13 protein-coding genes are annotated in these 20,204 nt (G+C 73.3%); 10 read left to right on the top strand and 3 right to left on the bottom strand.

Annotation, left to right across the window (positions count from 1 at the left end; genetic code table 11):
- Positions 1–11 precede the first annotated feature (11 nt).
- The 8 genes from HII36_RS29550 (at position 12) to HII36_RS29515 (ending at position 8,469) form a co-directional block, all read left to right on the top strand.
- Positions 12–695 carry a M15 family metallopeptidase gene (locus HII36_RS29550; protein WP_328807951.1) on the top strand — a complete coding sequence of 228 codons (684 nt, stop codon included), beginning with the start codon at positions 12–14 and terminating at the stop codon, positions 693–695.
- Between the two features lie 165 nt (positions 696–860).
- Entirely contained in the window at positions 861–1,613 is a 753-nt protein-coding gene (locus HII36_RS29545) for a GntR family transcriptional regulator (RefSeq protein WP_173526543.1), read from the top strand.
- The gene (locus HII36_RS29540; RefSeq protein ID WP_173526542.1) at positions 1,604–1,831 is read left to right on the top strand and encodes a 4Fe-4S dicluster domain-containing protein; all 228 of its coding nucleotides are present in this window, start codon (positions 1,604–1,606) and stop codon (positions 1,829–1,831) included. Before HII36_RS29545 ends, HII36_RS29540 begins: the two co-directional genes overlap by 10 nt.
- Before the next feature lie 11 nt (positions 1,832–1,842).
- On the top strand, positions 1,843–3,225 hold the full coding sequence (locus HII36_RS29535; protein WP_236003985.1) for an ABC transporter substrate-binding protein: 1,383 nt from the start codon (positions 1,843–1,845) through the stop codon (positions 3,223–3,225).
- The gene (locus HII36_RS29530) at positions 3,222–4,007 is read left to right on the top strand and encodes an ABC transporter permease (protein WP_173526540.1); all 786 of its coding nucleotides are present in this window, start codon (positions 3,222–3,224) and stop codon (positions 4,005–4,007) included. Before HII36_RS29535 ends, HII36_RS29530 begins: the two co-directional genes overlap by 4 nt.
- Positions 4,004–4,738 carry an ABC transporter ATP-binding protein gene (locus HII36_RS29525; protein ID WP_173526539.1) on the top strand — a complete coding sequence of 245 codons (735 nt, stop codon included), beginning with the start codon at positions 4,004–4,006 and terminating at the stop codon, positions 4,736–4,738. Before HII36_RS29530 ends, HII36_RS29525 begins: the two co-directional genes overlap by 4 nt.
- A complete protein-coding gene (locus tag HII36_RS29520; protein ID WP_173526538.1) occupies positions 4,738–7,416 on the top strand; it encodes a fumarate reductase/succinate dehydrogenase flavoprotein subunit in 2,679 nt (892 codons plus the stop codon). The genes HII36_RS29525 and HII36_RS29520 overlap by 1 nt, the downstream gene beginning before the upstream one ends.
- Before the next feature lie 81 nt (positions 7,417–7,497).
- Entirely contained in the window at positions 7,498–8,469 is a 972-nt protein-coding gene (locus HII36_RS29515; protein WP_217370122.1) for a helix-turn-helix domain-containing protein, read from the top strand.
- Between the two features lie 4 nt (positions 8,470–8,473).
- Here HII36_RS29515 and HII36_RS29510 read toward each other — a convergent pair whose 3' ends face one another.
- The gene (locus HII36_RS29510; RefSeq protein ID WP_217370121.1) at positions 8,474–12,010 is read right to left on the bottom strand and encodes a S8 family serine peptidase; all 3,537 of its coding nucleotides are present in this window, start codon (positions 12,008–12,010) and stop codon (positions 8,474–8,476) included.
- Between the two features lie 183 nt (positions 12,011–12,193).
- On the opposite strand from HII36_RS29510, the gene HII36_RS29505 reads away from it, so the two are divergent.
- Both HII36_RS29505 and HII36_RS29495 read left to right on the top strand, forming a co-directional pair.
- Entirely contained in the window at positions 12,194–12,637 is a 444-nt protein-coding gene (locus HII36_RS29505; RefSeq protein ID WP_173526537.1) for a hypothetical protein, read from the top strand.
- 160 nt (positions 12,638–12,797) lie between these two features.
- Positions 12,798–14,564, top strand: coding sequence for a cellulase family glycosylhydrolase (locus HII36_RS29495; protein WP_217370120.1), 1,767 nt, complete (start codon positions 12,798–12,800; stop codon positions 14,562–14,564).
- An 88-nt stretch (positions 14,565–14,652) separates the two neighbouring features.
- On the opposite strand, the gene HII36_RS29490 is transcribed toward HII36_RS29495, so the two are convergent.
- Positions 14,653–15,660, bottom strand: coding sequence for a hypothetical protein (locus tag HII36_RS29490; protein ID WP_173526536.1), 1,008 nt, complete (start codon positions 15,658–15,660; stop codon positions 14,653–14,655).
- Positions 15,657–19,832, bottom strand: coding sequence for an AAA family ATPase (locus HII36_RS58795; protein ID WP_173526535.1), 4,176 nt, complete (start codon positions 19,830–19,832; stop codon positions 15,657–15,659). The genes HII36_RS29490 and HII36_RS58795 overlap by 4 nt, the downstream gene beginning before the upstream one ends.
- Positions 19,833–20,204 lie beyond the last annotated feature (372 nt).

The following is a 20,204-nucleotide window of genomic DNA, read 5'->3' as shown; positions in this document are numbered from 1 at the left end:
GGTGGTGGCCGGTGCCCGAATGGAGATCGCTGGAGGATCTGGTGGCTGACATCGTGTTGCTCGCTGACGAGCGCATCTCGGCGGTGCCGGTGCGCGAATGCCACGAGCCGCTGGTGGACGTGCGCGAGGCCGCCGAGATCGAGGTGGACGGCAGGCAGGCCGACCCCGACGGCGACTACGCCCGGGTGCGGCTCGGCGTGCTCCGGCGCCTGCGGCGGGCCCAGTCCTGCCTGCCCCAGGGTTACCGGCTCGTGGTGGTCGAGGGGTACCGGCCGCCGGAACTGCAGGAGAGCTATTTCGCCGAGCGGGTCGCCTTCCTGCGCGAGCAGCACCCGGACTGGCCGGCGGCGCGGGCGCACCGTGAGGCGAGCAGGTACATCTCGCCGCCCGAGGTGGCGCCGCACACGACGGGCGGCGCGGTCGACCTGACCCTGCGCGGCCCCGACGGCCGCCTGTGCTGGATGGGCACCGAGGTCAACGCCACCCCCGAGGACAGCCAGGAGGCCTGCTACACGGACGCGGCCAACATCTCCCACGAGGCCGCCGCCAACCGGGCGAGGCTGCGCGCCGCGATGGCCCGCGCCGGATTCGTCAATTACCCCACCGAGTGGTGGCACTGGTCCACCGGTGACCGGTACTGGGCGTTCACCGCCGGTGAGGCGCTGGCCCACTACGGGCCGCTGCGGGCGGACTAAGACCCGGACGACCCCTTGAGAGGTGGCGGATCTCGCCTCCCGTAGCGCGGAACGGCTGCTCGGGAGCGGGCCGGACGCCTCCCGAGGTGGCGCAACCTCCCCGTTATCCCTATTTGCCTACCTGATTGATAGGTTAATGCCGTCGATCCAGGCAGGGAGGCGGAAGTGGGACACGGGGCAGCCGCGCGGCGGCGGGCCGACCGGGCTCGGCAGGTGGCCGACCTGCTCAGGCGGCAGATCGTGCACGGGCACTTCGCCCGGGGCCCGTTGCCGCCCGAGGCGGCGCTGGCGCGCGAGTTCGGCGCGTCGCGCAACACCGTCCGGGAGGCGCTGTGCCTGCTGCGCGAGGAAGGACTGGTGGCGCGCTGCCCCGGCGTGGGCACGACGGTGGCGGGCGAGAAGTACCCGCACGGCCTGCACCGGCTGCTCGGCCTGGCCGAGACCCTGCACGAGCACGGCCAGGTCACCAACCAGGTCAGGACGATGACCCTGATCGAGCCGCCCGCAGCCGTCAGCCACCGGCTCGGCCTGGCCCCCGGCGAGCCGGTCGTCTACCTCGAACGGCTGCGCCTGCTCAACGGACTGCCGCTGTCGATGGACCTGACCTACCTGGTCCGCGACGTCGGCGAGCCGCTGTTCGACGCTGACCTGGCGCACAACGACATCTTCGTGCTCCTGGAATCGATCGCCGGCCAGCCGCTCGGCACCGCCGAGCTCACCTTGGAGGCGGTCAACGCCGACCCCCACACCGCCGCCGCGCTCGGCGCGCCGCGCGGCGCCGCGCTGCTCATGGTCGAGCGGCTCACCCACCTGGCCGACGGCAGGCCGGTCGACCTGGAGTTCATCCGCTTCAGAGGCGACCGGCTGACCATGCGCGGCCACCTGAACCGCACCCCGGAGGAGGAGCGATGGCTCTGATCGAGCAACGGGTCGACGTGCCCGTGACCATCGACGAGGCCCTGTGCATCGACGGCTGCACGCTCTGCGTCGAAGCCTGCCCGCTCGACTCGCTGGCCATCCACGAGGAGAGCGGCAAGGCCTACATGTACGTGGACGAGTGCTGGTACTGCGGCCCGTGCGCGGCCAGGTGCCCCGTGGACGCCGTCACCATCAACATCCCCTACCTGCTGCGATGAAGGGCAAGACCATGCGCGTCGCTCTGGCGGCCCTCGCCATGCTCGCCGCGGCCGGCTGCTCGGTCGCGGGGGCGGCGGGCGGCGAGGAGAAGACCACCGTCGTCATCGGCTACCAGTCCAAGACCATCAACACGGTGACCGCGGGCACGCTGCTGCGCTCGCTGGGCTACCTGGAGAAGCGGCTCGGCGACAGGTACACCGTCGAGTGGCAGGACTACGACACCGGCGCCCCCATCACCGCGAAGATGGTCGCGGGCAAGATCGACATCGGCTCGATGGGCGACTACCCGCTGCTGATCAACGCCGCCCGCACCCAGAACGTCCCCGACGCCCGCACCGAGCTGATCTCCATCACCGGCTACAACCTGCGCGGCGGGCTCAACATGGTGCTCGTGCCGCCCGCGTCCGACGCGCGCACGCTGGCCGACCTGACGGGGGCCAAGGTCTCGGCCAGCGTGGGCTCGGCCGGGCACGGCACGCTGGTCCAGGCGCTGGAGAAGGCCGGGGTCGGCGGGGTCGAGGTGGTCAACCACCAGCCCGCGGTCGGCGCCTCGCAACTGGAGTCGGGCGGCGTGCGGGCGTACGCGCAGTTCGTGGCCTGGCCCGGCCTGCTGGTCTTCCAGGACAAGGGCCGGCTGCTCTACGACGGCTCCGCGCTGGACGTGCCCACCTTCCACGGGGTCGTGGTGCGCCAGGCCTACGCCAAGGAACACCCCGACGTGGTGGACGCCTTCCTCAAGGCCCAGATCGACGCCACCCGCCACCTGCACGAGAACCCGCTCGCGGCGGCCGAGTCCGTCGCCGGGGCCACCGGGCTGCCCGCCGAGGTCGTCTACCTCTACAACGGGCCGGGCGGCATCTCCACGTTCGACGTGACGCTGAAACCGCAGCTCAAGGCGGCACACGAGCACGACGTGCCGTATCTCAAGCGCATCGGCGCCGACTTCCCCGGAGTCGACGTCTCCGCCTTCGTCAACGACTCCTACCTGCGCAAGGCGTACGGCCCCCGATACGACGCGGACACGGCCGCCACCGCCAACCCCGCCCCGATCACCGGCGCCGACCCGGTGTGCGGCGGCCGGGTGAGCGACCCCGCGACGGCCTCGGAGCTGTGGCTCGACGGCGAGAACAGCACGCGGCCCGCGGCCACGCCCACCTGCCTGCTGCGCCAGATCGCCGCCGCGGGCAGGCCCGTCCGCGCCGCCTACGTGCCGGACACCGTCACCGGGACCCGCTGGTTCGCCGACCACGCGGTGTGGCTCAGGCAGGAGGCGCGGTTCCTGCCGTTCACCACGCGGGAGGCCGCCGACGCCTACCGGGCCGGCCACCCGGGAGCCGAGCCGATCACCTACGAGGCCGCGCTGAAGGCGGCGGCGAAGGGCGGCGACCGGTGAGGGGCCAGGGCCGGAGCCGGCTCGTCCGGGCGGGGTCCGTGCTGGCGGCGGCCGGGCTGTGGCAGGCGCTCACCGCCACCGACGCCCGGCTGTGGCTCAGGTTCGACCGGCTGCCCACGCTCGACGAGATCGCGGCCGAGGCCGCGGGGCAGCTCGCCACCCCCGTCTTCGCGCTCGACCTGGCGCAGAGCCTGATCCGCATCCTCACCGGGTTCGGCCTGGCCACGCTCGCCGGCATCGCCGCGGGCGTCGCGCTCGGCCGGTCGGCGCGCACCAGGGACGTGCTGCTGCCGCTGCTGGAGGCGGTGCGCCCGATCCCGGCGATCGCGCTGGTGCCGGTGGCCATCCTGCTGTTCCCGACCGACGAGCAGGGCATCGTGTTCATCACGTTCGCCGCGGCGTTCTTCCCGATCGTGGTCAGCACCAGGCACGCCGTCCGGGCGCTGCCGACCCTGTGGGAGGACGCGGTCAGGACGCTCGGCGGCGGCGGCCGGCACGTGTTGTGGCACGTCGTGCTGCCCGGCATCCTGCCCGGCGTGGTCGGCGGGCTGTCGGTCGGCATGGGCGTGGCGTGGATCTGCGTGATCTCGGCGGAGATGATCTCCGGGGAGTTCGGCGTCGGGTACCGGACCTGGCAGTCGTACACGCTGGTGGACTACCCGGCGGTGATCGTCGGGATGGTCACCATCGGGCTGCTCGGCTGGCTCACCTCGGCCGCCGTTGAGCTGGCCGGCCGCAGGATCACCCGCTGGCTGCCGCGCGGCGAGAGGAGCACGACGTGACCACGCTCGCCCGGCCCGAGCAGGCGCAGGCCGGGCTCGGCTTCACGCTGGAGCGGCTGTCCCTGGGCTACGGTCGTGACCTCGTCGTCCGCGAGCTCGACCTGGCGATCGTGCCCGGCGAGGTGCTGGTGGTCGTGGGCGCGTCGGGTTCCGGCAAGTCCACGCTGCTGCGCTCCCTGGCCGGGCTGCTGCCGCCCGCCGGCGGGCGGATACTCGCGGGCACGTCCGAGATCGACGGCACCTCGGCCGAACGGGCCATGGTCTTCCAGGACGACGGCCTGCTGCCGTGGCGCGACGTCCGGCGCAACATCGAACTGCCCCTGCGCATCCGCAAGGTCGGCAGGCACGAGCGGGCCGCCGCGGCGCGGGCCTGGATCGAGCGCGTGGGCCTGGCCGGGGCCGAGGACAAGCTGCCGCGCGAGCTGTCCGGCGGCATGCGCCAGCGCGTGCAACTCGCCCGCGCCCTGGTCGCCGCCCCGCGCGCGGTGCTGATGGACGAGCCGTTCGGCGCGCTCGACGCCCAGACCCGCGCCCAGATGCAGCAGGTCCTGCTCGACGTGCTGCGCGACACCCGGGCCACGGTCGTGTTCGTGACCCACGACGTGGACGAGGCGCTGCTGCTGGCCGACCGCGTCGCCGTGCTCGGCGGCCACGGCCTGCGCGCGGTGCTGGACGTGCGCGGCGCCGACGACCGCGCCGCGCTGCGTGAACGCATTCTGAAGGAGCTGTGATGGACATCCCCCCGATCGAGGACCGCCTGCACCTGGAGTGCGAGGTGCTCGTCGTCGGCGGCGGCACCGCGGGCACCATGGCCGCGATCACCGCCGCCGAGCGCGGCGCGACCGTCCTGCTGCTGGAGAAGGCGCACGTACGCCACAGCGGCGCGCTGGCCATGGGCATGGACGGCGTCAACAACGCGGTCATCCCCGGCAAGGCCACCCCCGAGGACTACGTCGCCGAGATCACCAGGGCCAACGACGGGATCGTCGACCAGCGGACCGTGCACCAGACCGCCACCCGCGGCCACGCCATGGTCCAGCGGCTGGAACGCTACGGCGTCAAGTTCGACAAGGACGAGCACGGCGAGTACGCGGTGCGCCGGGTCCACCGCTCCGGCAGCTATGTGCTGCCCATGCCGGAGGGCAAGGACGTCAAGAAGATCCTCTACCGGGTGCTGCGCCGCCGTGACATCCGCGAGAAGGTCACCATCGAGAACCGGGTGATGCCGGTCCGGGTGCTCACCTCCGGCGGGCGCGCGGTCGGCGTCGCCGGGTTCGACACCCGTTCCGGACGGTTCGTCACGGTGTCGGCGGGCGCGGTCATCCTGGCGACCGGCGCGTGCGGCCGGCTCGGCCTGCCCGCCGGCGGCTACCTGTACGGCACCTACGAGAACCCGGCCAACGCCGGCGACGGCCACGCCATGGCCTACCACGCCGGGGCCGAGCTGAGCGGCATCGAGTGCTTCCAGATCAACCCGCTGATCAAGGACTACAACGGCCCGGCCTGCGCGTACGTGGCCAACCCGTTCGGCGGCTACCAGGTCAACAACCAGGGCGAGCGGTTCGTCGACTCCGACTACTGGTCGGGACAGATGATGGCCGAGGTGGCCGGCGAGATCGCCTCCGCGCGCGGCCCCATCTACCTCAAGCTCAGCCACCTGCCCGAGGAGTCGATCTCCGCGCTGGAGACCATCCTGCACACCACCGAACGCCCCACGCGCGGCACCTTCCACGCCGGGCGCGGCCACGACTACCGCACCCACGACGTCGAGATGCACATCTCCGAGATCGGGCTGTGCGGCGGCCACTCCGCGTCGGGCGTCTGGGTGGACGAACACGGCGCGACCACCGTGCCCGGCCTGTACGCGGCCGGAGACCTGGCCTGCGTGCCGCACAACTACATGATCGGCGCCTTCGTCTTCGGCGACCTGGCCGGCGCGCACGCCGCCGAACACCACGCCGCCCGGCAGGCCCTGCCCGAGGAGCAGATCGCGGCCGCGCACGAGCTGATCTACCGGCCCCTGCGCCACCCGGACGGCCCGCCGCAGCAGCAGGTCGAATACAAGCTGCGCCGCTTCGTCAACGACTACATCACCCCGCCGAAGACGGCCGCCAAGCTGGAGATCGCCCTGGAGACCTTCGAGCGGATGCGCGAGGAGATCGCCGGGATGGGCGGCCGCACCCCGCACGAGCTGATGCGCTGCGTGGAGGTCGACTTCATCAGGGACTGCGCGGAAATGGCCGCGCGGGCCTCGCTCACCCGCACCGAGAGCCGCTGGGGCCTCTACCACGAGCGCGCCGACCTGCCCGCCCGCGACGACGGCGAGTGGCTGTTCCACCTGAACCTGCGCAAACGGGACGACGGCGCGATGGAGTTCGTCAAGCGGCCCGTGGCGCCCTACCTGGTGCCCGTCCCGGAGTTCACGCCCGTCGCCGCGGAACCGGTGCTGCTCGCCGCCCATTCCCCGGTGCGGGTCCGGCGCGCCGCCGCCGGCCTCGCGGAACGCGTCGCGGTCGGCCGCTCGCCGCGCATACTCGAACTGCACCGGCTGGCCGAGGAACAGCCCACCACCGCGCGGCTCGCCCCCTACCTGCGCGACCCCGACCCCAAGGTCAGGCGGGCCGCGATCGCCACACTCACCGAGACCGTGCCGGACGGCGCCGGGCCGGCCCTGGCCGCCGCGCTCGACGACGCCCACGGCACCGTACGGCACGCCGCCGCCACCGCGCTCAGGGAACTGGTCGAGGTGCTGCCCGCCACGCCCGAGCTGCGGACGGCCCTGATCGAGCGGCTGTCAGGCGCGGACGCCGTGGTCCGGGCGAGCGCGATCGACGTGCTGCGCGCGCTGCGGCTCGGCGACCGGGAGAGCTTCGCCGGCGCGCTGGCCGACACCGACCGCAGGGTGCGGATCGAGGCGGTGCGCGCACTGGTCTCGCTCGACGAGAGCGACCTGGTGGCGACGGCGGCGGCCGATCCGTCCAGGGAGGTGCGGGTGCAGGCGGCCAGGGGGCTGGGCCGCATCGGCAAGCCGTCCGGCGCGCTCGCCGACCTGGCCGCCGACCCCGACCCGCTGGTGCGCGCGGCCGCCCTGGAGGCGTCCGGCGCGACCGGCGTGCCGCTGGAGTCGCAGGCGCTCGCGGCGATCCACGACCCCGACTGGCAGGTACGCGTCGGCGCCGCCCGCTGCCTGGCCGCCGCCGACCCGGCCACCGCGCCTGGACCGCTCGTCGCCGCGCTCGGTGAGGCGCTCGGTGACGCCAACCTCGACGTACGCAAGGCGGCCGTGCTGGCGCTGGCCCGGTGGGCGGGCGAACCGCCGGTGATCGCCGCGCTCACCGCGGCACTCGCGGACCCGGACGCCGACGTCCGCGCCCACGCCCGCCGGGCACTGGAGTGCCCACGTGCATGACGTCTGCCGCCGTCGCCCCGGCCCGGCGGGAAGCCGGCGGTGCCCTCTCTACAATGGCCGGGTGAATCTGGATCGGGCCGTGTGCGGCACGTGCTGAGCGCGGCGGGGCTGGGCGCGGCGGAGGAGGCCGCCTACCGGCTGCTGGTCAGGACCACCGAGGTCGACCCCGACGCCCTGGCCGAGGAACTGGGCGTGGCGGCCGAGGTCGCGCGGCAGGCGCTCGGCTCGCTGCTGGCCAAGGGGCTGGCGCGGGCCGTACCCGGGGATCCCGGCCGGTTCACCGCGGTCGCGCCCGACGTCGCGCTCGCCGCCCGGCTGCACCGGCGCCAGGCCGAGGTGGACCGGGCGCGGCAGGCCATGGAGCAGCTCACGGGGGAGTACCTGGCGCACGCGCGGCGGCGCGAGGCGGCGCAGCTCATCGAGGTGATCACCAGCCGCACGGCGCTGCGCGAGCAGTTACGGCTGCTGCAGGACGGCGCCAGGCACGAGGTGCTCAGCCTGTGCCGGTCCGGGCACGTGGCGATGACCTCGCAGGAGAACACCGAGGAACTGGCGGCCCTGCGGCGCGGCGTCGGCTACCGCGTCCTCTACGAGAAGGCGTTGCTGGAGGAACCCGGCATGCTGGTCAACCTCGCCGACGGCATCGAGCTGGGGGAGCAGGCCCGGGCGCTGCCCGTCCTGCCGGTGCGGATGATCATCGCGGACGGCGAGCTCGGGGTGCTCCCGCTCATCCAGCACACCGACGGCCTGACCCAGCTCACCGCCGCGCTGATCAGGCCGAGCAGCCTGCTCGACGCGCTCAAGGCACTGTTCGAGAGCCTGTGGGAGCGGGCCACGCCGGTCGGTCTCACCAGCCCGGGCAGCCCGCTCGACGCCGACCATCTCTACCTGCTGTCGCTGCTCATCGCCGGTGTCCCCGACAAGTCGATCGCCACCCAGCTCAAGATCTCCCAGCGGACGGTGCAGCGCAGGATCGCCTACCTGATGGAGCGGGCGGGCGCGCAGACCCGGACCCAACTGGCCTGGCACGCCGCCCGCGAGAACTGGCTCTGACCGATCAGTAGGCCCTGATCACCGTCTGCTCGACCGTGTTGCCGGCCGAGTCGGAGGCGGTGACCCGCAGCGACGGGTGCGGCCGCAGGACGATCGCGTTGTATCGCCCGCCGCCGAGCGGGATCACCGGCTGCCCGCGCCACGTCGCGCCGTCGTCGTACGACACCTCCAGCCGCAGGTCCTTCGCCCGCGCGCCGCTCACGCCGTCCTGGTGCCGGACCGTGAAGCCCACCAGGCCGGGCCGCTCCGCGCGCACGTCGTAGTCGACCTGCAACAGCGGCAGCACCCGGTCGCCCGGCTTGGAGCGGAACGTCCAGGCCGTCTCGGTCGCGGTCGCCGTGGTCCACTCCGCCGAGGTGCGCCTGGTGGACAGCTCCAGCCGGTAGCGGGCCTCCTGCGGCGACGCGGGGAACGCGCCCCAGGCGGCGTCGCGTTCGGCGACCAGCGTGCCGTCGCGGAAGAACCGGGCCGAGGCGGTGTCGTTGTCGACGCCCGCGCGGGAGACGTGGCCGGAGGAGTCCACGAACTCGGGGACACGGATGTCCATCGTGTCGCCCTCCCTGGTGGCGGGCGCGAGCCAGGCGGGGATCGCCGGGCGGACCACCGGCGCGTGCCAGCTCTCGCCGATCCGCGCGCCGGCCCGGTAGGTGCGCGGCTGCTCGGTCATGCCGTCCTGGAGCCGGCCCATCTCGTCCCAGGTGTACTGGTGGTTGACCAGGTGCTGCCAGAGGGAGCCGCCGGCGCTGACGTACTCGGCGCGGCGCAGCGGGGTCTTCACGATCCGCTGCGTCTCCATCTGCTGGCCGAGCGAGTAGGACTGCCAGGGACGCCAGCCGAAACGCTGCTCCTTGGCCCAGCCGAAGCCCCCGTTGTCGGCATACGTCGTGTCGACGCGGGCGGTGTTGCCGTCGTCCACCTCGTGCACGATCGTGTCCGGCACGCGCCCGGCGGAGACCTGCATGACGTCGTAGAGGTACGGCGAGTCCATCATCCCGGTGACCTCGATGCGCGCCCCGCCCTTCGCGATGCGCTCCAGCAGCCGCCGCCCGTCGTCGGCGGTGACCAGCAGGGCCGGGATCGGCAGGTCGGCGCCGGCCGGCTTCCAGCCATGCCCGAACGGGTCGTCGGGCGCCATCACCAGGATCACGGCGACCGCTCCCGCCTTGATCGCGGCCGCGGCCGGGTCGGCCCAGTCGATGTCCTCGGCGCGGACGACCGCGGCCCTGCCCCTGGACCCGGCCGTCCCGTCGGCGAGCCGCCACAGGTGCCGCCCCTCCACGCCCGGCGACCGGCCGAGGAACCCCATCCGGAACCGCTGCGCCGTGCCGGGCACGCGGGCGGTGAGCTTCGGCGCGACGAGCTGCCAGCGCGAGGCGAACTCGAACGAGCCGTCACGCACCGGCTGCGTCGGCGAGACGTTTAGCCCCTCGCTGACGTCGAAGTTCATCACGCCCTGGGAGATCTCGCGCGAGCCGAACGCGCGATGGGTGAAGTAGGTGTAGATGCCCACCTGCTCGGCGGGCTGCCTGGTCCTGATGGTCACCGGGGTGGTCTTGCGGAAGTCGAGCACCACGTCCAGGTCGCGGTCGACCTTGAGCTCGGGGATGACGATCATGCCGTCACGCGGGTGCGCCCGGCCCCAGGCGCCGCTCAGGTTGAGCGACTGCGTCATGTACGTGCCCTCCGACACCTCCACGCTCAGCCCCTGCTCGGGCAGCCAGGTGAAGAGGTCGTCCTGCTGGGAGGCGCCGAACATGGACAGCGTGTCGGCGCCGGTCGGCCGGCCCGCGGCGTCGACGGCGGTGAAGCGCACCGTGTGCTGCGGCCCCTTCCAGGTCAGCGCCAGCGTGGTGTGCACCCGCTCCGCGCCGGACGTGGCGGTGACCAGGCCGCCGTAGCGGCCGAAGGCGAGCCCGGCCAGGTCCACCGTGACCTTGACGTCGGCGGTGCCGCCCGCCGCGACCGTCACGGACCTGGCGCTGAGCGCGGCCCCGTCGAGGGTGGCGGCCAGCTCCAGCGTGACCGGGGCGGCCGTGCCGTTGGCGTAGGTGATCGTGCCCTCGGCCGTGGCCGGGCCCTCGCCCCGCTGGTGCTTGCCGAGGTCGAGCACGCCGGTCGCGGTCACGCCCTGGCGGACCGCGCGGGCCACGTCCAGGCGGCCGGCTCCGGCGTCGTCGATCCGCTGACCGGGGATGGGCTCGGCCGAGCCGACCAGCGCGTCCTTGATCTGCTTCGCCGTCCAGCCGGGGTGGCGCTGCTTGACGATCGCGGCGGCCCCGGCCACGTGCGGCGTGGCCATCGAGGTGCCGGAGGCGGCCGTGTAACGCTCGTCGACCGGCTCGCCCATCGCGGTGCCCGACGCGCGGGCCGCGACGATGGCCACGCCGGGGGCGGTCAGGTCGGGCTTGGGCGCGTCGTCCAGGCGCGGGCCGCGGCTGGAGAACTCGGCGAGCGCGTCCTGGTGGTCCACCGCGCCGACGGTCAGCGCCGAGGTCGCCGCGCCCGGGGTGCCGATGGAGTAGGCCGCGCCGTCGTTGCCCGCCGCGACCACGAACAGGGCGCCGGTACGCGCGGTGAGCGTGTCGACGGCGAGGCTGAGCGGGTCGGTGCCGTCGGTGGCGCCGCCGCCGAGGCTCATGTTGATCACCGACGCGCCTTCCGCGGCGGCCCACTCCATGCCCTCGATGACGCCGGACAGGGTGCCCGAGCCGTCGTCGCCGAGCACCTTGCCGACGATCAGCTCGGCGCCCGGCGCGACGCCCTTCCTGCCGCCGCCGCCCGCGATGGTGGCGGCCACGTGGGTGCCGTGGCCGTTGCCGTCCTGGACGCTCGGCTCGCCGGTGAACACCTTGGTCTGCTTGACGCGTCCGGCCAGGTCGGGGTGTGCGGCGTCGACGCCGGTGTCCAGCACGGCGACCTTGACGCCGGTGCCGTCGAAGCCGGCCTGCCACGCCTCGGGCGCGCCCACCTGCGGCACGCTGCGGTCGAGGGTGGCCTTGACCTTGGCGTCCAGCCAGATCTTCGTCACGCCCTGCGACAACGTGGCCCGCGGCTCGTCGAGCGACTTCCACAGCTGGCCGATCGTGCGCTTCTCGGCGGCGACGACCCGGCCGTTGACGCTCTCCAGCTCGGGCCCGGCCGCGCTCTTCGGCGCGGCGCCGTCGTAGAGGAACAGCAGGGGCAGCCGGTCCGTCCTGGCGTCGTCGTAGCCCTGGGCGATCAGCCTGGTGACCGAGAACAGGCCGGGGTCCAGCCGTCCTGCCGCCAGGAACGGGACGATGTCGCGGGGCAGGACCCGCAGCTCGCCGTTCTCCTCGACGGTGCTGAACGCCATCCGCTCCCGGTCCGGCCCCGGCTTCACCTGGACCGCGTGCCTGCCGGGTGCGGCCTGCCTGACGGTCACCACGTCCCCGGTGATCAACGTCACCCGGTGGACGCCACCGTCGCCGGCGGCGGGCTCCGCGGCGGCCGCGGGTAACGGGGAGCTCAACAGGGCGGCGGTGGTGACTCCCGCCACCGTCAGATGGGCGGACCAGTGCATGGGGTGAAACCTCTCGTCGCAACAACCAGTGCAGACGAGAGTGGGTGATGGGACGGCGGGCACGCCAGGTGTCACACGTGCCGTTTGTCTGCCATGTCGTGATTACGACACCAGCCGGGGGATCCACGAGAACCGGAGATCACCCAGGAAGAGCGCCTGAGCCGAGTGAATACACTTGTCGTCATGTTCGACGAAAAAACGCAGGAGACCCTGCGGCGCCTGCTGGACCTCGCCGAACACCCCTCGACCCCGGACGCCGAGCGGGCGCTGGCGTTCGCCCGGGTGCGCGCCCTGGTCGCCGTGCCGGCCGACGACGCCCGACGCAAGCCTCCCGTGGCCGGCCTGGACGCCCGGCTGCTCACCAAGCTCAGGCCGCTGCTGCGGCACGTGGACGAGGACCTGGTCGACGACGTGCACGGCGACCTGCACTCCTTCGGGATCCGGTACCGGGTGGTCTCCGAGGTCGCCGGGGAGCTGGCCCACCTGCTCGACCTGCGCGCCCGCCTCGCCCCCGGCAAGCGGCACCGGCACGACGACGGCGTGCGCAAGACCGCGGCCAGGCTCACCTACCTCCTGGAGCGCGCCGACGGGTTCCGCACCTCCCGCTGGCACGGCAGACGCGGCTGAGCAGCGGGCCGCCCCCGTGAGTGAGTGACCCCCAGGGGATCCCCGGGGGTCACTAGGGACCACGGCCAGGGTCACCCTGAGGCGATCGGGCCGCCTGCCCAGGCACAGTACGAGACGTGGGAGCGTCCGTCGGGCGGGGCCGGGGAGGGGTGAGCGCGGGATGCGGCTGTACGGCCGGAGTTTCGAATGCGAGAGGCTGGACCGGCTCGTGTCCGCGGTGCGGGCCAGGCGCATCTCGACCTCGGTCCTGGTGGTGCGCGGCGAAGCGGGCATCGGCAAGTCGGCGCTGCTGGAGCACACGCGCGGCGGCGCCGACGGCTGCCGGGTCGCCCTGGCGGCCGGCGTCGAGTCGGAGATGGAGCTGGCCTTCAGCGGCCTGCACCAGCTCTGCGCCCCGTTCCTCGACCGCCTGCACCGCCTGCCGAAGCCCAGGCGCGACGCGCTGGAGACGGCGTTCGGGCTGAGCACGGGCCCGCGTCCGGACCGTTTCCTGGTCGGGCTGGCGGTGCTCAGCCTGTTCGCCGAGGTGGCCGAGAAGGAACCACAGGCGATCCGTGACGCGCACGAGGACACCTGGATCACCGAGGCGGACTTCGACAACCTCGCCGCGATGGGCCTGAACCACGTCCGCCTGCCGATCGGCTGGACCACGCTGCTCCACACCGACGGCACCTGGCGGGCCGATCCGTGGAGCAAGATCGACTGGGCGGTGGCCGAGCTGGCGAGCCGCGGCATCTACACCCTGCTCGACCTGCACACGGTGCCGGGCGGCGGCTGCCCGTGGGGCAGCTGCGGGCGCATCGGCCCCAACCCGAACGGGTTCTGGGGCACCCCCGCCTACCAGGACTGGACCGAGGACATCTGGACGGCGATCGCCACCCGCTACGCGGGCAACCCGGCCGTCGCGGGCTACGACCTGATCAACGAGCCGCTGCTCGACTTCGCCGAGGACGCCGACGACGTCGCCCAGAAGAGCGCCGCCTACGACCGGCTCTACGACGCCGTGCGGGCGGTCGACCCCGACCACGTCATCGTCATGGGCGCGTTCTTCGGTTACAACGCCATCGCACCGCCCGCCACCCACGGCTGGACCAACGTCGTCTACGAGCTCCACCCGTACGACATGCCGCGCGCCACCGACTGGAACGCCCAGAACCAGCTCGTCACCGACCAGCTCGACACGCTGCCCGGCCTGCTGGCCGACCCGGGCGTCCCGGTGCTGTTCGGCGAGTACTCCCTGTACTACTACGACGACGTGTGGGCCCGCTGGATGGCCGGCATCAACGCCAGGCAGCAGTCCTGGTCGAGCTGGAGCTACAAGGTCAGGGGCACCGACGCCGACGGCCAGGGCTACTGGGGCCTGTACTACAACCGTCCCGCCCCGGTGCCGGTGATCAACAGCGACGGCTCGGCGACCTTCGTCAGGAAGCTCCAGCGCTTCGCCACCAGCACGTTCACCAGGAACGAGCGGCTGGCGGCGACCGTCGCCAAGTACGCCGGCGGCCTGTCGTCCTTCAACCCGGTGGACATCCCCAGAACCGCCTGGACGGCCACCGCCTCCGGCACCGGCGGCAGTGGCACGCTGTCGGGCGGCATCGACGGCGACAGCGCCACGAAGTGGAACAGCGGCGCCGACCAGGTCCCCGGCCAGTGGTACCAGATCGACCTCGGCGCCACCCGGACGATCGCCATGGTGACGGTGCGAACCCCGGCGAGCTCGGCCACCACCGACTACATGCGCGGCTACCGGCTGGAGTTCTCCACGGACGGCAGCACCTGGACGACGGTGGGGACCGGGATCGGGTTCGGCTGGAAACGCTCGATCTCGGTCAGCCCGCAGAGCGCTCGGCACGTCCGGATCACCCAGACCGGGACGTCCACCTACTGGTGGTCGATCGACGAGGTCACGATGTACTCGTCCTACTGACCGAGTCGCTTCCGCCGCACCGCGGTCGACTGTGCGGTCGACGGTGCGGTCACCGTACCGGCCACGGTGACCGCACCGTCGTCGCCGTTCAGCGGATTCGGACGAAGTCCTCCTCGGAGTACCGCGGCCGGTACAGGCAGTTGCCGTGGTAGCGACTCCGCCACCGCAGCCCACGCGGACGCCCGGCGCCGATCACGCCCTGGTCGATGACCCGCGTGGTGAAGCCGAACGTGCCGTCGCCGTCGGTGTTCGTGCTGTCGGCTCCCAGCACCGGATGCGCCGTACGCCACCTGCCGCCGTAGAAGAACTGCGCGTCCACCTTCTTGCTCGGCAGGTCGGTGCCGGTGGCCGTGAGGTAGAGGCGTCCGGTGTGGTTGAGGTTCCCGTTGCGCCGGGCGGGTTCGGGAGCGGCGTTGTAAGGATTGATCCCGGTGTCGATGGTGGGGGTGCAGGCGAAGGCGATCGCGCGGAGCCGGCTCCTGGCCGCCATGGCCTTGTCGGTGGTCCAGAACTCCGCCTGGAACTCACCGGGCCTGCCCACGTCGGTCTGCAGGGTGAAGTGGCCGGGCACGTCCTCGCCCGACGTCGTCGTGCGCGCGATGTCCTCCCAGACGTACCCGTCGGCGTCGTGGTAGAACACCGAGACCAGCTGTCCCGGGTAGCCGACGAGGCCCCCGGCCTGCTCGATCACGAGCCGTCCCGTGACCGTCTGGATCAGTTCGTCCTCCTCCCGGCGGGACTGGACCCGGAACTCCTCGATGCGCGTGACCGCTTTGACGCCGGCCTGCTCGATGACGAGCTCGACCTCCTCGACGAGGCGCGCGTCGGCGGTCACCTCCAGCCGCCACGGGCCCGGCCGCGCCCGCTGGATGGTGTGGACGGCTTGCCAGGACTGCTGCTCGCGGGTGGCGGACCCCTTCGCGAACTTCACCGGATGGCTGGACTCCTCGTGAACCAGCAGGCCGGTGAGGGAGTCGACGCCGGTCGTGGCCACGTCCACGGTGATGTCCAGGTCTTCTTCGCGGGTGACGACCAGGGGCACGGGGCTGATCCTGATGGACTGGATGCCGGGACGCGGGACGTTCGTGGCCTTCATGATGGGCACACCTTTCTGTAGGCCATCTCGGGGATGAGGTGGTGCCACTCGGCCTCGGTGAGCGACGGGTGGCCGGCTCTGGCGCAGACCGCCTTCGCCACCTGCGCCGGGTCGATCGGATAGCGCTGGACGCTCGCGTCCTCGCCGATGCTGTGCAGGGTGCCGCCGTCCGGGCTGAAGACGAGGGCCTCGACCTGGCCGGCGTGCCGCTCGTACGGCTGACCGATCGGGGTGCTCGCCTCGACGTCCCACAACCGGACGTCGCCCGCGGCGGTGCCGACGGCCAGCGTGCCGTCGTCAGGGGAGAAGGCGAGCGCGGTGGTGGCGTCGAAAGCCCGCAGGGTCGGCAGGTGACCGACCGGCTCGTGCGTCGCGGTGTCCCACAGGGTCACTCCCGAGGAGGCGAGCCCCGTGGCGACGAGCCGGCCGTCGGCGCTGAAGGCGACAGAACGGGCGTCGTCACCGGCGGTGCCCAGCGCCCCACCGGCTCTCGCGCCGGGCACGGCCGCGACGAGTGCGCTGTCCGGCCCGTCCACCGCCAGGGCCCGGCCGTCGGGACCGAACGCCAGATGCGGCGCGCCGGCGTGCGCCAGGAAGCCGGTACGTCGGTGACTGCGCACGTCCCACAGCTGGATCCGGCCCCAGCCGCCCGACCAGGGCGCCACGGCGAGGGTCCGGCCGTCGGGGCTGAAGGCGAACGCCTTGACCGACTGCGGCGGGCGAACCGGGTCCGTGACGGGGAGCACGGCGGCCCTGGTCCGCGCGGCGACACTCCACAGCTCGACCCTGGCCGGCGCGCCCAGGCCGACCGCCAGCCACCGGCCGTCCGGACTGAAAGCGGCGGTCTCGGCGCCCGCCGTGACGAACTCCGGCGCACGGGCGCCGCGCCGCAGCCACAACCCCTTCTCGTCGATGAGGGCCGCGGTCGTGGCCGCCGGATCCAGCGCCGCGGACGTCACCCGCCGGGCCGGCATGGCGTGGTGCCCGAGATCGAGGGTGGCCACCTCACCGTTCAGCAGCGCGTAGCGTGCGGTGCCCGGCCGGATCCGCAGGGCGGTCGGCGCGGAGAAGCCGATCAGGGAATGGCTCAGGACGCGCCGGCCGTCCGGCGTCCACAGCGTCATCGAGGTGCCGTCCACGGTGGCGACCAGCCGGCCGTCGGGGGAGTACGTCACCAGGGCCGCGTCGGCGGCGGGGAGCCTCGTCTCGTGTTCCGCCGCCGTGGCGAGGTCGAAGAACCGCACGTCCGCGCCGTCGCCGACGGCGAGCGTAGTCCCGTCCGGGCTGAGCCCCACGGCGTCGCCGCGGCCGCGCAGCAGCACCTTTCGCGTGGCGAGCTCGCGGACCACGAACGACCCGCCCATGGTCGCCGCGGCCACCCGGCCGTGCGCGGCGACCGTGAGCCCGCCGACGTCCGGACCCGGCTCGTCGAGCAGGGTCTTCCCGGTACGCGGATCCCAGACCTGCCAGCGGTCCATCCCGGGCGTCACCACCGCGAGCAGCCCTGCCTCGTAGGACAGGGACTTGGCGCCGCTGCCGAACGGCGGGGTGAGAGGCCGTCTCTCGTCGAGGCTCCACAGCCGTAGCGACGACTCGCCGGCGGTGGCCAGCGTCCGGCCGTCGGGGCTGAGCGCGATCGCGGTCACCCCCGGGCCGACGTACGACGCCTGACCGATCGGCCGGCCGCCGGCCGTGTCCCACCGGGTCGCGCGGCCCTGGTCCACCACCGCCAGGACGGTGCCGTCGCCGTTCAGGTCGAACTGGGCGTGAGTGGTCAGGCCCGGGATCGCGACGACCTGGGACACCCGGTGGGCCAGAGAGGTGTTGAGCGCCGCGCGTGACTCCCTGGTGTCCGCGATGCGCCAGGCCGCCAGGCTCAGCGCCATGGCACGCACCGGATCGCGGGTCCGCAGCGACTCCGCCCGCGCGGCCGTCTGCCTGGCCACCCGCAGCACCTTCTCCTGCCACGCCGACAGGCTCTGGTTCACCGCCACCCCGCCGCCGGCGAGCGTGACGGCCAGCAGGACGGCGACCGAGCCGAGCGACCAGCGCCGCCGCTGGACGCTCGCCCGCAGGAAGTCCCGTGATTCGCCGGTCAGGCTCGGGTGCCGCTCGGGGGCCGCCGCCCATTCCGCCATGGCCCGCCGGACCATGGCCAGCCGCCCGCCCCGGTACAGGAAGGCGGGGTCGCCGTCCTGCCGGCGCCATTCCGCGGCGTCGTCGAGCAGCTGACCGTACAGGACGCGTCCCGCCTCGTCGTCGCGCAGCCAGTGACGCAGGCGCGGCCAGACCCGCAGCAGAACGTCGTGCGCCGGCTCGGCGGTCGCCGTGCTCCCATCGGCGCTGAGCAGGACCAGCCGCTCGGCCGCGAACGTCTCCAGCAGCGCGTCGACCTCGGCCCGGTCATGCCCCACACGGTAGAGCTCGGCACGTTCGACCCGGCGGCGGACCAGCCCGCCGCCGCGCCTGATCGCGGTCATCGCGGAGAAGACGTCGCGCGCCGCCGACTTCCCGGCCTCGGAGAGCCGCCCGTACACGGCCTCCGCGCTGTTCTCCACGGCATGCGAGACGCCCCCGGCCACCGCGTAGGCCTTGATGGTCAGGCGGTCGCCCTCGCGGTTGCCCCAGGCGGCCAGCATGGCCTGCGACAGCAGCGGCAGCGCACCGGACTCGTAGTGACCCGCCCACGACCTGATCTCGGTCAGGACGGCGTCGACCAGGCCGGGCTCGACGGTGAGACCCGCCGCGGCGGCCGGGCCGGAGATCGCCATCCGCAGCTCGGCCTCGTCCATCGGGCGTACCAGGAAGGGGCCGCCACGCAGCAGGGCGGCCAGCCGCGGATAGGCCGTCAGCCGATCCCAGCAGTCTCCGCGCACCGCCAGCACGACCAGCGCGGACGGCTCGTCCACTGGGGGCGGCTCGTCTATTGGGGGCGCCTTGCCCGCCAGGGCGGTGAGCGCGTGGACGAACGCCTCCGCCTGCTCCTGCTCCGCCTCGAACAGCTCCTCGAACTGGTCCACCGCCACGACCAGCCGCCCCGGCACGCGGCCCGCCTCAAGTCCCGTCACGAGCCCCGGCGGTTCATTTCGGGTCGCGGCGAGGACGGCCTGCCGGGCGAGCAGCCAGGCCCGCTCCGGATGGTCGGCGAGCGTCGCGCGGACGGTCAGCGCGTCCAGCCCGCCGACGAGCGCCAGGTGCAGGGCCAGCTCGTCCAGGGGAGTGGCCGTCGGCGTGAACAGGATTCGCGGCCAGCGACTCGACCCCTTGCCGAGCGCGTTCCGCGCCAGCGCGGACAGGAGACCGGCGCGCAGCAGCGACGACTTGCCCGCGCCCGACGGCCCGGTCATCACCAGCGCGCGGCCACCGGCGAGGGTCTCGGCGAGCCTGCCGACCAGCTCCGCGGTGAGTGCCTGCCGGCCGTAGAAGATCTCCGCGTCCTCCTCCTCGAAGGCCCGCAGCCCCTTGTACGGCGGCCCGTGCCACCACCGCGCGGGCTCCGCATCCGGGTCGCCGACGGCGTGGCCGGTCTGACGCTCGATGACCTCAAGCCGGTCCTGGACCAGCCTGAGCTGCGAGAACTGCCGCAGCCAGCGTTCCCGGTCCAGCTGACGCTCGGCGTCCTGACGCAACAACCCCTCATTGATGGCCCACATGGCGTCGCGGAGGTCGTCCCGGAGAGCGCCGAACTCCGCGAACTTCGCGCTCAGCTCGGCGAACGACTCGGTCAGGTGCTCCTGCAGCTCCGCGTCGCCCTGCTCGACCGAGGTGGCGATGACCACCCGCATCGCGTCGATGTGGGTCAGCATCCTGGCGAGGTCGGCGCGCAGCGCCTGCCCCCGCGGGCCGGGCAGCGCCGTGGCGATCCGCTCGGCGACCTCGCGCTCGATCTCGTCGGCCCCGGCCGGCCTGCCCTTGAGTCCGTCGATGGCCTTGACGACCACCTCTGTCAGGACGTTCGCGCCGACGGAACCGAGGACGCCCAGCCCGGCGGCGGCCACGCCACCCATGCTCACGGCCAGCACCGGCGCCAGGGCCGCCGCGCACAGGGTCGCGATCAGCGCCGGGGGCGACATCCGCCGCAGCTCCCGGCCGGCCAGCCCCGCGCCCCTCGCGACGCGCGCCCGCACCCCGGCCCGCATGCGCTCGGCCTGCCCGGCCTCGACGGCGGTCACAGTTGCCCACGGTAGGCGGGCGACGCGGGCCTGACTTCAGGGGCCGCCCCGGGGTTATCCCTAGGAGTGACGGCGCGCGCCGCCGACACCCTGCCGCGCCGATCTCACCGGCGGACCGAGACCGGCGCCGTCTTCAGCCTGACACCATCCGCCTGCCGAACGTACGGCTAACCGCCCGCTGCGGCCCGCACCGCCCGGCGCGCTGACGATGAGCGCCGCTGCGGCCGTCCCGGGCGGACCGCGACTAGGAGCTGTTTAAAGTTTGGATCATGTGGTTGAGGTGAGGAGTCTTAACCACATGATCGAGCCACGGAGGTAGAGCCCGGCCTCGTAGCTCTCCGGAGCTTTGTCATAGCGGGTCGCCAGGCCACG

Source organism: Nonomuraea antri, assembly GCF_013283785.1.
GTDB lineage: Bacteria > Actinomycetota > Actinomycetes > Streptosporangiales > Streptosporangiaceae > Nonomuraea > Nonomuraea antri.
This window is presented reverse-complemented; position numbering and strand designations above follow the sequence as displayed.

What these genes read in the sequence shown, in the direction of transcription:
- HII36_RS29540 (WP_173526542.1), top strand. Translation starts at nt 1,604, where the DNA reads ATGGCTCTGATCGAGCAACGGGTCGACGTGCCCGTGACCATCGACGAG.
- HII36_RS29535 (WP_236003985.1), top strand. Translation starts at nt 1,843, where the DNA reads ATGCGCGTCGCTCTGGCGGCCCTCGCCATGCTCGCCGCGGCCGGCTGC.
- HII36_RS29520 (WP_173526538.1), top strand. Translation starts at nt 4,738, where the DNA reads ATGGACATCCCCCCGATCGAGGACCGCCTGCACCTGGAGTGCGAGGTG.
- HII36_RS29510 (WP_217370121.1), bottom strand. Translation starts at nt 12,010, where the DNA reads ATGCACTGGTCCGCCCATCTGACGGTGGCGGGAGTCACCACCGCCGCC.
- HII36_RS29505 (WP_173526537.1), top strand. Translation starts at nt 12,194, where the DNA reads ATGTTCGACGAAAAAACGCAGGAGACCCTGCGGCGCCTGCTGGACCTC.
- HII36_RS29495 (WP_217370120.1), top strand. Translation starts at nt 12,798, where the DNA reads ATGCGGCTGTACGGCCGGAGTTTCGAATGCGAGAGGCTGGACCGGCTC.
- HII36_RS29490 (WP_173526536.1), bottom strand. Translation starts at nt 15,660, where the DNA reads ATGAAGGCCACGAACGTCCCGCGTCCCGGCATCCAGTCCATCAGGATC.